The organism is Aurantibacter sp. UH7 (assembly GCF_056839165.1).
The window spans coordinates 448982-462974 of sequence record NZ_CM166388.1 but is presented as its reverse complement, the minus strand read 5'-3'; the positions used below and the strand labels follow the sequence as shown (position 1 = coordinate 462974).

Sequence of the window (13993 nt, the reverse complement as noted above, 5' to 3'; positions counted from 1 at the left end):
CTTATCTTTGACTTTATGCAACCTTTAACAGATAGCTCTTTACAGAAATTAATGATTAAAAGTTTTCCGCATGAGCCTACTACAATGCAATTGTTGGCTTTGCAAGAACTTGCTTCTTTCTTAATTTCAAAGGAGCGTAGACGTATTTTTCTGCTTAAAGGCTTTGCTGGTACTGGTAAAACAACAATTATCGGCACTTTAGTGAAAAATTTGTGGGCTTGTAATTTAAAGTCGGTACTAATGGCTCCAACAGGTCGTGCGGCTAAAGTAATGTCTAATTATTCGAAGACTAGAGCGTTTACCATTCATCGAAAAATTTATGTACCAAAAAAAGATAAAGGCGGAAATGTAAAGTTCGTTCTAGCGCCCAATAAGCATAGAAATACAGTCTTTTTGGTAGATGAAGCCTCTATGATTCCGGATAGATCTACCGATACTAAGTTTGGTGATAGCGCTTCTTTGTTGGATGATTTAATTCAATTTGTGCATGCTGGTGCTAATTGTAAATTAATATTAATAGGCGATACTGCGCAATTACCACCTGTAAAATTAGAGTTGAGTCCCGCTTTAGATGGAGATTTAATCTATAGAGACTACGATTTGGAAGTAGTAGGTCTTGAATTGAATGAGGTGGTCCGACAAGCAGAGAATTCTGGTATTCTATCCAATGCCACCCAAATTAGGCAACAATTACAAGATGAATTCTACGAATCGTTTAAATTTAATCTAGCAGGTTATAAAGACATTGTTAGGCTGGTTGATGGATACGAAATACAAGATGCTATAGAACAGTCTTATTATCAAAATGGTAAAGAAGAAACCGCATTTATAGTTCGCTCTAATAAGCGAGCAAACCTATATAATGGTAATATTAGAAATCAAATTTTATTTTTAGATAGTGAATTGGCCGTTGGTGATTTCATGATGGTTGTTCGGAATAATTATTATTGGTTGGAGCCCAATTCTGAAGCGGGCTTTATTGCTAATGGTGATATCTTAGAAGTCCTTGAAATATTTGCCATAAAGGAGTTATACGGCTTTAAATTTGCTGAAGTAAAAGTGCAGCTTGTTGACTATCCTAAGCAGGGTTCTTTTGAAACTGTTTTGATGCTTGATACGATACATTCAACCACTCCTTCGCTTTCCTACGAAGATGGAAATCTTTTGTACCAAGAAGTAATGAAAGACTATGCTGATGAAACCTCTAATTATAAGCGATTTTTAAAGGTTAAAAATAATAAATACTTCAATGCATTGCAGGTAAAGTTCTCTTATGCAATTACTTGTCATAAATCTCAAGGAGGACAATGGAATACAGTTTTTATTGAACAACCTTATTTGCCTGAAGGCGTTGGAAAAGAATATCTGCGATGGTTGTATACTGCAGTTACACGAGCTAAAAAGCAGTTATATCTCATTGGTTTTCAGAACGATTTTTTTGTTGAGAACGAATAGATTAAATTCGTAAAGTTTCAATTGGTGCAATTTTTTGGAATGAAGTTTGCAACCGTATAATTAGAATTTGAACACTTAAATATTTATGACACCAGAAACTATTATTAGTATTTTTCTCGGCATTGGCCTTGCTGCCTCAGTCGGATTTCGGGTATTTTTACCATTATTCGCATTAAGTTTAGCTGCTTATTTTAATATATGGGAATTAAACGATAGCTGGCAATGGGTTGGTAGTTTGGCCGCTGTTGTTACTTTAGGTGCAGCTACAATATTTGAGATATTCGCTTATTTTATTCCTTGGGTAGATAATCTTTTAGACAGTTTTGCAGTGCCATTAGCGGCAATTGCCGGTACTGCAGTTATGGTTTCTACAGTTGCTAATTTAGACCCAGTGGTTACTTGGGCATTGGCAATTATTGCAGGTGGAGGTACTGCCACAGCAATAAAAGGAGCTGGTGCGGCTACTAGGCTCACTTCTAGTGCAACAACTGGCGGACTTGGGAACCCTCTTGTATCTACTGTTGAAACGGGTGCCGCAGCAGCTGTAACAGTAGCTTCAATCTTTGCACCAGTAGTGGCTATTGTATTGGTAATCATTATATTGTTTATTATTTTCAGTATATACCGTAAATTGCGCCCGAAAAGAGGTTGAATTCATCCTATCTAAATCTAAAGTATTGAAAATTATTGCAATGATACCTGCCCGCTATGCGGCATCGAGATTTCCAGCAAAGTTAATGCAAGATCTTTCTGGAAAGCCAGTTATCCTACGAACTTACGAAGCAGCTGTACGTACAAATTTATTTGATGATGTTTTTGTAGTAACAGATAGTGAAGCCATTTTTAAAGTTATCACCGCTATTGGTGGTAAAGCAATTATGAGTGTAAAGGAACACGAATGCGGAAGCGATAGAATTGCGGAAGCAGTAGAAAATATGGATGTTGATATTATAGTCAACGTTCAAGGTGATGAGCCTTTTACAGATCGCAAGAGTCTAGAAAGTGTACTGGAGGTTTTTAAAGATGATCCAGAAATGGAAATTGATCTTGCTTCATTGATGGTTAAAATTACAGATGAAGAGGAAATAAACAATCCAAATACTGTAAAAGTTATTGTAGATAATAGAAATTTTGCCTTGTACTTTTCACGTTCGGTAATACCGCACCCGAGAGCTATTTCTAATAGTACCGTATATTATAAACACAAAGGAATCTATGCCTTTAGAAAGAATGCTTTAATGGATTTTCAGCGGTTACCAATGTTATCGTTAGAAGCAACAGAAAAAATCGAAGCTATTCGTTATCTAGAATACGGTAAGAAAATAAAAATGGTTGAAACCACTGCCAGCGGAATAGAAATTGATACTCCAGAAGATTTAAAAAAGGCAAAAGCAGCATGGAAGTAGATTTTAGTAAAATTAAAACTATTGGTTTTGATGCTGACGATACTTTATGGGTAAATGAAACCTATTTTAGAGAAGCAGAAGAGCGATTTTCTGAATTACTTTCGGCTTATGAAACCAAGAATAAAGTAGATCAAGAGCTCTTTAAAATGGAAATTCAAAATTTGGATCTCTATGGTTATGGCATTAAAGGTTTTATGTTGTCTATGGTAGAATCGGCACTCGATTTGTCCAATAACCGAATTTCACAAGCAACGATTCACGAAATATTGAATCTTGGTAAAAAAATGATTCACCAAGAAGTTGAACTTCTAGATGGAGTAGAGCAAGTGTTATCGCAACTGAAGGATAAATATCGACTTATTGTTTTGACTAAAGGCGATTTGCTAGATCAAGAACGAAAATTAGAACGTTCGAACCTATTACATTATTTTCATCACGTAGAGGTGTTAAGTGATAAAAAAGAAACTAATTATTCCAACCTCTTGGAGCACTTAGAGATAAATGTAAACGAATTTTTAATGATTGGTAATTCACTCAAATCAGATGTTTTACCACTCGTTAATATTGGAGCAAAAGCAGTTCATGTGCCTTTTCATACCACATGGCAACATGAAGAAGTTTCGATTCTAGAAAATGATTATAAATATCTGAAAATTAATAAGTTAACAGATATTTTGGAATATTTGAATTAAGTCTATGAAGGTCAAAAATGAGATTGATGAAAAGGAAAGTGCTATTGTAAATACAATTAAGCACAGAAATTTTCCGCAAGTACCTAAAGTGATATTCGGGAAAGGTAGTTTTAATCAGTTAGATGAAATTTTACTTCCAGAAAGAAAGCATATTGATGCTCCTTTTATTTTTTTAGTTGATGACGTATTTATGAATACAACATTGGCTAAAAAGGTGCCGTTACGTTTTAATGATGAGTTAATATTTGTTTCTTCTGAGGAAGAACCGAAAACCAAACAAGTTGATAAATTGGTGCAATTTATTAGCGAAAAGTATGATAGCTTACCTTCAGGAATTGTTGGTGTCGGTGGTGGTACTTTGCTAGATTTAGCTAAGGCAGTTTCATTATTACTGACTAATAAAGGAAGTGCTGCAGATTACCAAGGTTGGGATTTAATTCAGAAATCATCTATATATCATGTGGGCGTACCAACTATAAGTGGCACAGGTGCCGAAGTCTCTAGAACAACAGTTTTATTAGGACCTGACAAAAAACTGGGTATTAACTCAGATTACACTGTGTTTGATCAGGTACTATTAGATCCAGATTTAACTATTGGTGTACCTAAAAATCAATGGTTTTATACAGGTATGGATTGTTTTATACATTGCATAGAATCTTTAAATGGAACATTCTTAAACGCTTTTAGTAAAAGCTATGGTGAAATGGCCTTAGAGCTCTGTAAAGAAGTATATTTGGAAGAATTGGATCCGCAAGAATCGAGAGAAAAATTGATGATGGCTTCATGGCATGGAGGTATGAGTATTGCCTATTCTCAAGTAGGGGTAGCCCATGCAATGAGTTATGGATTGTCTTATTTATTAGGAATAAAACACGGTATCGGGAATTGTTTGGTATTTCAACATTTACAGGAATTTTATGGTGAAGGTGTTGTACTTTTTAACAAGATGAAAGAGAAACATCAGATAGATTTGCCAACAGGCATTTGTAAAGATCTTACTGAAGACGATTTCGATACACTTTGCAATGTTGCCTTGAAAATGGAACCGCTATGGGAAAATGCGTTGGGTGAAAATTGGAAGGAAATAATTACACGGGAAAAATTAAAATCAATCTACAGAAAAATATAATGCTTAATTATATTTAAATATATCAGAAGTTAATTCGATTATTTACAATTAATCTTATGCATCAATTAGCAAAGTTTATATACTACAAACTTATGGGGTGGAGCTTGGTCGGTGCATTTCCGAAAATTCATAAGTGTGTAGTTATAGTTGCGCCGCATACGAGTAACCTAGATTTTTTTATGGGTCTATTAATACGTAGAGTATTGAATGAAGAATTCAATTTTGTAGGTAAAAGCAGTCTTTTTAAATGGCCTTATGGATGGTATTTTAGATGGATGGGAGGAATGCCAGTAGATAGAACTAAGAATAATAATTTCGTTTTAGCCTGTGCCGATTTAATTAAAAAAGTAGATAAGATTCATTTAACCTTAGCACCAGAAGGTAGTAGAAGGAAAGTGAAAAAATGGAAAACTGGGTTTTATTATATTGCTAAAGCGGCAGAAGTGCCAATTGTTTTGGTAGCTTTTGATTACGGTAAAAAGCAAATTAAAATTTCAGATGCATTATACACTTCAAATGATATCACTAAAGACTTCGAAACGTATAAAATATTTTATAAAGATACTTCAGGGCTAAGGAAAGGTAGTTTTACAAATCCTTCACTATAATTATTGTTTTATAACATATTAATTTACATGTATTTACCTGTAAATTAATATGTTATAAAGTATAATTTTACCAATGTAATAAATTTCCTTCACAACAAGTCTCTCTAATTCTCACAACATTATTAGCCAGCTTCACAACAATAATTTAGAATTCTCTTCAGTTGGCTTTAGATTGATTTAGCATTTTTGTTCCCGTACTTACCAAATCAAAACAAAAATATCTCACGAAAATATTGAGTGTAAATTGCTTATTTATAAGTTTTTACACTTTTTTGAATATATCAAGAACACTATTTAAATTTCTAAAATGGATTGACAGCGTTTAACTTAAACCTAACCATAATGAAGAATTTTACTTTTTTAACAGTATGCTTTTTTCTATCCACTTTTTTTAGCTCCGCTCAAGAGCCCGATTTATTAATTACCGAGGTTATGTACAATCCTCTCACAGAATCCAAAGGGGAGTGGGTTGAAATTTATAATAAGGGTCTTCTTCCAATCGATTTAATGGGTTATGTAATCGATGATAATTCCGGTTCGGATATTAGCTCAGCAAATATTCCTGGGTATATCTTATTACCCAATACATCAGTTATTTTGTATGATATTGATTTACTTGAAGGCCAGTTTGAATTGGATTGGGGAACGCTGGATGCCATTGCTGTTGACAATTGGCCAAGTTTAAATAATTCAGGAGATTCAATTGGTATATGGAGCAGTCATGTGGACTATGTTGGTGATAATGAAAATCAGCTAAACGTAGTTTCTCAACTCATTTATGAATCTGGTAGTGGTTGGCCAAGTACTTCTAATGGTAAATCTATTTATTTAAATGATCTTCAGATAGATAGTACAGTGGGCATAAATTGGACTTTGAGTAGTGTAAATGTAGGCGAAGATGAAACACCTTTATTTAGTAGTTATGAAAGCGTACAAGGGGATATTGGTTCACCAGGCAGTAGTAATTCTGAAACCGATTCCGAGGCACCTCAAATTATTTGTCCAGATGCTGTTACAGTAACTACAGAAGAAAATAGCTGTAGTGCACTTTTTCCTATTGTTACACCCAGTGCTACTGATTTAGTTACAGCGAGTGAAGATATCATTTATCATGCAGTACGTAGTGACGGTTTAGATATTCTCGATTCTTTTAATTCGGGAGTAACAACAATCACTTGGACAGCAGAGGATTTAGCTGGAAATATTTCTGAACCTTGTGAACAAATAATTACCGTAAATGATCAAGAGCCACCAGTAATTAATTGTGTTGCTGATATTACTTTATCCTCTGCAGATTCTGTTTTTATTGAAATTGAGTTTCCCAGTGTAACAGACAATTGTTCGACTCCAATTACTTTAACTTCTGAACGTTCTGATGACAATTCCCTAACCTTAGAGGACGAATTTCCAATAGGGAGTACAACTATTACATGGACAGCTATCGATGCCAATAATAATAATAGTACCTGTACTCAATTAGTAACAATCAACTTGCCGACATCAGATGAAAACGATATATCTGCTGTAACTCTAACAGGTCAAATAGGTGATACAGAAATTAATACTGAAGAAAAAACAATTAAAATAACAATGCCCTATGGAACCGATTTAACCTTGTTGTCTCCTGAATTAACTATTTCTGATGGAGCATCGGTTTCCCCAGAAAGTGGTAGTATTCAGAATTTTTCAATTCCAATAATTTATAATGTTGTCGCTTCTGATGATTCAGAACAGGAATGGACTATTTCAATTATTGTTTTGGAAGACGAAGAACTCCCGATAATTAGTTGCCCAAAAAATATTTTGGTAACTAATGATGTAGGAGAATGTGGTGCTATAGTCGAATTTGAGGTTTCCGCGACGGATAATAGTGGGGCCGTCACGGTAACTTCAGATTATGATTCTGAATCTGTTTTTCCTGTTGGTGAAACTACAGTTACTATTACTGCAACTGATGAAGCAGGTAATGAAGCTACATGTAGTTTTAGCGTAACCGTAGAAGATAATGAAGAACCAATTCTGGTTTGTGCTGCTAGCATTGAAGAAACTGTTATTGCAGGTGAATCTATTTCACTCATAATTGAAGCTCCAGAGTATACAGATAATTGTGGTTTGCAACCCAATTTAATGGGTGTTAGAGATGATAATCTTGAAATGAATGCCCCATTCAGTATCGGTACAACAATTATAACATGGTCTATCAGTGATTTGACGGGAAATGTTGGTACTTGCTCGCAGACCGTTACATTTAATTCTGAAGTTTTAACAGATTTGTCTATTACTAGTTTCACGCTAGTTAATGCAGATACGAACGAGGACCTTTATGAGTTAACCGAAGGTATGCAAATCGATTATTCTAAATTACCAACCCTAAACCTAGATATTAGGGCGAATACTACTGAGGCGGTTGAAAGTGTATTTTTAGAAATTAATTCATCGGGTAACGTTCAAGAATTGGACAATAGTCGCACAGAAAGTTTAATGCCCTTTGCTTTTTTTCAAGACCTTCCTATTGGCGATTATACGGGCGCAACCTTTTTCGATGGATTTTTCACTATCTCAGCAATACCGTATAGTTTAGATAATAGAAAAGGAGAGGAGGGAAAAAGTTCATCCTTAACATTCGAAATTGCCGGTTATTGTCAAGAAGCAACGGATAGATCTTATGTTGATACTTTTCCTGCCGATTGTGATGGAATAGGAGGTAGAGCAGTACTTGGGACTACACTGAAGATAAGTGATGCTGATGCACCTTTTTGGGAAATTGACCCTGATCATGGTGATTATGTTAGAAGTCATGAGCCAGGAAGCTATACAGTAACTGTAGGGGAGGAACCTGGTTGTACAACTACTATAGCTTATACTATTCAGGGTTGTCCATCAGAAGCGTTATCAGTAACAAGTTTCACCCTTATTGATGCTGATAATGATGTGCCGATTTTTGATTTGACAGAGGGTCAACAAATTGATATTAATTCTTTGCCCACCACACATTTAGATATTCGTGCAAATACTTCTGCTGATGTTGAAAGTGTTCGTTTTTCTATTACGGGAGCTTTGGAGAATGAACGTACCGAGAGTTTATTGCCATATGCTTTATTTCAAGATTTACCAATCGGAGATTATATTGGAGCTGATTTTGTAGTTGGCAACTATACTCTGCATGCTAATCCTTATTCAGGTAATTCTTTAAAAGGAATTTTAGGCAAAGCGCTGACATTGAATTTTGAATTGGTTGATGGGGATCTCGCTTGTTCAAGTCTATCAGCTGTTTATACGTCTGTAGACCCTACAATTTGTGGAGGAGGTGGTAGTATTACTATTATACCTTCTGGAGGAACACCTCCTTATGAAGTAGGATGGATATCAGTTTCTTTTGTTGGCGAAACTATTACTGGACTAGGAGCAGGGAACTACTCTGCTAATGTGTACGATGCAAACGGTTGTTCAATTAGAATTGATGTCCAAGTTTTAGATCCAGAACCGTCAGAAGTTACATTAGATTCATTTTCAGATGTTTTCGTTTCTGATTCGGCTTTTGTCCTTTCAGGCGGAATGCCAGAAGGAGGAGTTTATAGTGGAGATGGGGTTACAGGCGGAATGTTTGATCCTGCAATAGGTGAAGGTACTTATGAGATTACATACACCTATGTTGATGAGGTAACCGAATGTAGTAATGCAGCAGTTCAAGAAATTACTGTTATGATGGAAACTGCCAATAAGATTATTCAATATTGGTTGGTAAATGCAGATAATGAAATGGATTTATTTCCAATTAACGAGGGTATGCAAATTGATATTTCAACTTTACCAACTCAAAATCTTGATATAAGAGCTGAAACCGGAACAGCTACCGAAAGTGTCGGATTCAATTTATCAGGTACGCAAAGTATAATGCGAGGTGAAAGTGTTCTTCCTTATGCCTTGTTTCAAGATTTACCCATAGGTGATTATATTGGACACAACTTTGAATTGGGGGCATATACTTTAGATGGAATTCCGTATGCTCAAAATAGTTTAACTGGTGATGCTGGCGAAAACTTAACCATCAATTTCGAATTTATTGATACAACATTAATGTTGGCCGTAACAGGATTCACTTTAATTGATGCTGCAGATGAAAGTGAACATTTCGATTTAATTGATGGTATGGAAATCACATTAAGTCAAATCGAATCTTTATTCCTAGATGTTCGCGCAAATACTACTGAAGATGTGGAAAGTGTACGTTTGGAATTATCAGGGGAGCAGAGTACAGCTCGTACAGAAAGTCGTATACCGTACGCCTTATTTCAAGACTTACCCATAGGTGATTATAAAGGTAATAACTTTTCTTATGGAGATTATACCTTGACCGCAACGCCATATTCGGGCGATAATTTATCAGGTGAAATGGGCACTTCACTAACAATATCTTTTAGTATCGTAGAAAATGTAGTAGCGACCAGTTTACAAATTAGTCCAAATAATGTTGCAACTTTAGCGACAGCTAGTTTTAGTACCCCAATAGAAATTGAGCAAATTCTAATTTTCGATATGTCGGGTAGAATGATAGAATCTTATAATCCGGATTATATTAAAAGTGGTGATAATTATATTATAGATGTAAACTACTATCAACAAGGAACTTACATTGTAAAGATGATAGATAACCAAGGTGTCAGTTTTCAAAAACAAATGGTGGTAAAACGCCAGTAAATAAAAATCAGTAAACCAACCAAAGCGAGAGAGGCCCGATTTATCGGGCCTCTTTTATTATTATAATTTTTTTTTATTCCTGCATGGTATGATATACGTTTTGTACATCATCATCTTCTTCAATTTTTTCGAGTAGTTTTTCTACGTCGGCTACTTCTTCTTCAGTAAGTTGTTTTGTTACTTGTGGAATTCTTTCAAAGCCAGATGATAATATTTCTAATTCACGGTTTTCCAATTCCTTCTGAATATCTCCAAAACTTCCGAAAGGAGCATAAATTAAAATTCCATCTTCATCAACGAAAACTTCTTCGGCTCCAAAATCAATTAATTCTAATTCTAGTTCTTCCGCATCAATACCTTCTGCGGGAATTCTAAAATTACAGGTATGGTCGAACATGAATTCTACAGAACCAGACGTACCTAAACTACCATCACATTTGTTAAAGTAACTTCTAACATTTGCCACTGTACGCGTATTATTATCAGTAGCAGTTTCCACTAATATGGCTATCCCGTGTGGTGCGTAGCCTTCAAAAAGTACTTCTTTATAGTCACCTTGGTTTTTATCCGTAGCTCTTTTTATGGCCCTTTCAATATTGTCCTTTGGCATGTTTACTGCCTTAGCATTCTGAATAACGGCACGTAAGCGTGAATTTGAATCCGGATCCGGACCGCCTTCTTTTACGGCCATTACAATATCTTTACCAATTCTAGTGAAAGCTTTAGACATTGCTGCCCAACGTTTCATTTTCCTTGCTTTTCTAAATTCAAAAGCTCTTCCCATTTTTATACTATTTGTTTCAAAGCAAATTTAAGAAATTCACTTGCAACCATCAACCAACTTCTCAATTGCATTGGCTAAGGCAAAATCTTTTTCAGTTACACCACCTGCATCGTGCGTATTTAGACCTATATGTACTGTTTTATAGACATTACTCCAATCTGGATGATGGTTTTGTGCTTCGCATTCAAATGCAATTCTTGTCATCATAGTAAATGCTTCTTTGAAGTTTTTAAAAATAAAAGTCTTTTCAATTAGATTATTAGAATACTTCCATCCTGGTAAATTTCCTAATCGTTCATGAATTTCGTCCGTTGTAAGTTTATCCATAGTACTCCATTTTATTATAAAACATCAACTTGTAATGTGATGATCAATTATTTCTTGACTCGTAATTTTTAAGTTTTTCGGCAACTTATTATCCTTAGGTAATACTGCTAAATAGCGATCTTCATTAGTAGTAAATACTCTTTTATAAATGGGATTAAAATTTCCAATGCGATCTACTATTTCTTTAATAAAATCTTCATGATGTACAAGATCACTCGTTCCTAAATGAAAAATGCCTCTTTTATCTCTATTGATAAGATAATGAATTTGTTGCGTTAATTTATCATCATTGGTAACGTTCATTATTAAGTTGGGAAAAACCTCAATAGGTTCGTTATCTAAAATAAACTTCTTCATTTCTCGTATACGTGGCGAACCATTGCCAAAAACCATAGGCACTCGTAAAATCGCCATTTTCTTTTTTGGTAAGCGCAAGAGCATATTTTCAATTTTTATTTTCAATCTACCGTAAACACTTTCAGAAAGAGTCTTGTCATATTCATAAGAGGGATACTTACTATAGGCATCGAAAACATTTGCTGAGGAGATAAAAAACAGCGCACAATCATTTTTTGAGATGTATTCCACTATATGTTGATGGGCCTGAATTTGAGCTGCAAAATTTCCTCGAATAGCTGATATTATTATTTGTGGTCGAACTTTTTCTAATAACTCAAATACATCATCCTCTTGTAAATCATAGCGGGAAAATTGTTTGTTTTCTTCAAATGCCTTTCTCGCAGTATAGTAGGTGCCGTACGTGTCAAAATACTTGCAGAGTTCTTTATAAATGGCATGACCGAGAAAGCCACTACCACCCAAAATAAGAATCTTTTTCGACTGCAACATTTAAAAAATTGATTGTTGTGTAGCTGTTGTTAGTTTTTCCAAAGCTTCCATTCCTAATTTGGAATTTCCTTTACGGTTCAATCCTGGAGACCAAGTTGCTACACAATATTTTCCCGGTAATAGCGCAACAATGCCTCCGCCAACTCCACTTTTACCTGGTAATCCTACTTCAAAGGCGAATTCACCTGCTTCGTCATAAAATCCGCAGGTAAGCATTAATGCATTTATACGCTTTTCTTGTGTGATTGTTAAGTGTGTATTGCCTTGTTGACATACACCTTTATTCATAAAAATATAAAAGGCCTTCGTTAATTGTACGCAGGACATTTTCAAAGAACATTGATGAAAATAGAAATCTAATACTGTTTCGACATCGTTTTTTAGATTGCCATATGACTTTAGTAAGTTAGCAGCAGCGTAGTTTCTGAATCCAGTTTTCTTTTCTGAATTTGCAACATCGAAATCATAATTTATGCTGTTGTCATTTGCGAGGGTTCTTACATAATTTAGAAAATCAGCTTTTGGGTTTTCTAAATTTGACACGAGAATATCTGCAACTACAATTGCACCTGCGTTTATTAAAGGATTTCTAGGGATTCCGTTTTCAAATTCTAATAATGATAAATGATTGAAGGGATCGCCAGAGGGTTCAACATCAACTCTTTTCCACACATCTTCCCCTATTAGACTCATAGCTTGAGCCAATGAAAGTACTTTTGAAATACTTTGTATTGAAAAAAGCTCATTAGCATCACCAGCACTAAAATTATTCATTGCATTATCTACCAAATGTATTCCGAATTTAGAGGCGTCTACTTTTGATAATTCTGGAATGTAACTGGCTATTTTGCCTTTCTCTAAAGATGAAGAACAACTTAAATTGATAGTATCTAATATCTCTTGATAATCAATCATTGATTAGAATAAAATGGAAGTTTTACAACTGTTGCTGGTATCGTCTTTTTACGGATTTGGATATGAATGCTACTACCAATTTCTGAAAATATTTGAGGAACATAACCTAGTCCAATTCCTTTGCCTAATGATGGAGACATAGTACCCGAAGTTACAATGCCAATCTTTTTTCCTTGACCATCAACGATGTCATAATCATGGCGTGGGATACCTCTTTCGTTTAATTCAAAAGCAATTAATTTACGTTCTGCACCATGTGCTTTTTCTTTTGCTAGGGCTTCAGAGTTAACAAAATCTTTTGTGAATTTGGTAATCCAACCCAAGCCTGCTTCAAAAGGAGAAGTAGTGTCATTTATATCGTTTCCGTATAAACAATAGCCCATTTCTAAACGTAAAGTATCTCGAGCTGCTAAACCAATTGGCTTAATACCAAAATCTGCACCAGCCACAAAAACTTTGTCCCATACCTGTTTCACTTCATCATTCTTACAATAGATTTCGAATCCTCCTGAACCTGTATATCCTGTTGCAGAAATTATAACATGCTCAATTCCTGCAAAATCTGCTACTACAAAATTGTAGAATTTAATAGCAGATAAATCAACTGAAGTTAACGATTGCATTGCTTCAATTGCCTTTGGCCCTTGAATTGCTAATAACGAATAGTTTTCTGAGAGGTCTCGCATTTCAGCTTTAAACGTTGTATTGTATTTAGAAATATGTGTCCAATCTTTTTTAATATTAGAAGCGTTCACAACTAGTAAATACTGTTCTTCCTTAATACGATAAACAATTAAATCATCAACAATCCCTCCAGTTTCATTGGGTAAATAACTATATTGTGCCTTACCTATTGTTAATTTAGAAGCGTCGTTCGATGTAACTTTTTGAATGAGTGGTAATGCGTTTTCACCCGATATTAAAAATTCACCCATATGTGATACGTCAAAAACACCAACACCATTTCTTATTGTCTCATGTTCGACATTTACACCTTCATAAGAAACAGGCATATTATACCCAGCAAACGGAACCATTTTAGCTCCTAGGGCTTCGTGAGTTTTGGTTAAAGCAGTATCTTTCATCGTACATCTATTATTTAGGCTTACAAAGCTATTGAAATATTT

General features: G+C 34.9%; 12 protein-coding genes. 7 read left to right on the top strand and 5 right to left on the bottom strand.

Features of this window, described 5'->3' with window-relative positions; genetic code table 11:
* The first annotated feature begins 15 nt into the window (after positions 1-15).
* The 7 genes from UH7x_RS01880 (at position 16) to UH7x_RS01850 (ending at position 9991) form a co-directional block, all read left to right on the top strand.
* Positions 16-1455 carry an ATP-dependent DNA helicase gene (locus UH7x_RS01880; RefSeq protein ID WP_482363566.1) on the top strand — a complete coding sequence of 480 codons (1440 nt, stop codon included), beginning with the start codon at positions 16-18 and terminating at the stop codon, positions 1453-1455.
* A gap of 85 nt (positions 1456-1540) precedes the next feature.
* Positions 1541-2107: a DUF4126 domain-containing protein gene (locus tag UH7x_RS01875; protein WP_482362031.1), complete on the top strand. Its 567-nt coding sequence runs from the start codon at positions 1541-1543 to the stop codon at positions 2105-2107.
* Positions 2108-2147: 40 nt separating this feature from the next.
* Entirely contained in the window at positions 2148-2861 is a 714-nt protein-coding gene (gene kdsB, locus UH7x_RS01870) for a 3-deoxy-manno-octulosonate cytidylyltransferase (protein ID WP_482363565.1), read from the top strand.
* Entirely contained in the window at positions 2852-3553 is a 702-nt protein-coding gene (locus UH7x_RS01865) for an HAD family hydrolase (protein ID WP_482362030.1), read from the top strand. The genes kdsB and UH7x_RS01865 overlap by 10 nt, the downstream gene beginning before the upstream one ends.
* A 4-nt stretch (positions 3554-3557) precedes the next feature.
* Positions 3558-4685 carry an iron-containing alcohol dehydrogenase family protein gene (locus UH7x_RS01860; RefSeq protein WP_482362029.1) on the top strand — a complete coding sequence of 376 codons (1128 nt, stop codon included), beginning with the start codon at positions 3558-3560 and terminating at the stop codon, positions 4683-4685.
* Positions 4686-4741: 56 nt separating this feature from the next.
* The gene (locus UH7x_RS01855; protein WP_482362028.1) at positions 4742-5293 is read left to right on the top strand and encodes a 1-acyl-sn-glycerol-3-phosphate acyltransferase; all 552 of its coding nucleotides are present in this window, start codon (positions 4742-4744) and stop codon (positions 5291-5293) included.
* 342 nt (positions 5294-5635) lie between these two features.
* Positions 5636-9991 carry an HYR domain-containing protein gene (locus UH7x_RS01850; RefSeq protein ID WP_482362027.1) on the top strand — a complete coding sequence of 1452 codons (4356 nt, stop codon included), beginning with the start codon at positions 5636-5638 and terminating at the stop codon, positions 9989-9991.
* A 73-nt stretch (positions 9992-10064) separates the two neighbouring features.
* On the opposite strand, the gene UH7x_RS01845 is transcribed toward UH7x_RS01850, so the two are convergent.
* The 5 genes from UH7x_RS01845 to gcvT are packed head-to-tail and all read right to left on the bottom strand — an operon-like array spanning position 10065 to position 13951.
* Positions 10065-10775 (bottom strand): YebC/PmpR family DNA-binding transcriptional regulator, encoded by a 711-nt coding sequence (locus UH7x_RS01845; protein WP_482362026.1) that lies wholly within the window; start codon positions 10773-10775, stop codon positions 10065-10067.
* A gap of 36 nt (positions 10776-10811) precedes the next feature.
* Positions 10812-11102, bottom strand: coding sequence for a 4a-hydroxytetrahydrobiopterin dehydratase (locus UH7x_RS01840; RefSeq protein ID WP_482362025.1), 291 nt, complete (start codon positions 11100-11102; stop codon positions 10812-10814).
* 24 nt (positions 11103-11126) lie between these two features.
* Positions 11127-11951 carry a sugar nucleotide-binding protein gene (locus UH7x_RS01835; protein WP_482362024.1) on the bottom strand — a complete coding sequence of 275 codons (825 nt, stop codon included), beginning with the start codon at positions 11949-11951 and terminating at the stop codon, positions 11127-11129.
* The gene (locus UH7x_RS01830) at positions 11952-12866 is read right to left on the bottom strand and encodes a glutaminase (protein ID WP_482362023.1); all 915 of its coding nucleotides are present in this window, start codon (positions 12864-12866) and stop codon (positions 11952-11954) included.
* Positions 12863-13951, bottom strand: coding sequence for a glycine cleavage system aminomethyltransferase GcvT (gcvT, locus tag UH7x_RS01825; protein WP_482362022.1), 1089 nt, complete (start codon positions 13949-13951; stop codon positions 12863-12865). Before gcvT ends, UH7x_RS01830 begins: the two co-directional genes overlap by 4 nt.
* Positions 13952-13993 lie beyond the last annotated feature (42 nt).